Origin of the sequence: Mesorhizobium sp. M8A.F.Ca.ET.207.01.1.1 (genome assembly GCF_004794715.1) — a bacterium.
Lineage (GTDB): Bacteria > Pseudomonadota > Alphaproteobacteria > Rhizobiales > Rhizobiaceae > Mesorhizobium.
The window spans coordinates 1-278 of the sequence record NZ_SRUS01000624.1; the positions used below are offsets into that span (position 1 = coordinate 1).

General features: G+C 69.4%; 1 protein-coding gene. It reads left to right on the plus strand.

The genetic code is table 11. From position 1 onward, the window contains the following. Positions 1 to 12: 12 nt before the first annotated feature. Positions 13 to 278 (plus strand): hypothetical protein (locus EN850_RS36115; protein WP_210238115.1); only part of this gene is annotated, 266 nt, incomplete at its 3' end.

Genomic DNA, 278 nt, shown 5'->3' on the forward strand with positions numbered 1-278 from the left:
GTGGACCCTCCCATGCCTTCTTCCCGCTCCGCCGCTGCCCGCCGCCCGGGCAGCATCGCCCCCAAGCTGATGCTGGGCACCGCCGCCATCGCACTGCTGTGCTTCGACCTTACCGCGTTCCTGATCTATCGCCAGGCCAGCACCAGCCTGATCAATGCCTCGCGGCAGACCATGACCAGCGAGGCGACCGCCGAAGCGCGCCAGGTGGCGGCCGATCTGGGCACCGCCTTCGCCAGCAACGATGCCATGGTTGAAAGCGTGCTGGCCCAGCGCGCCCG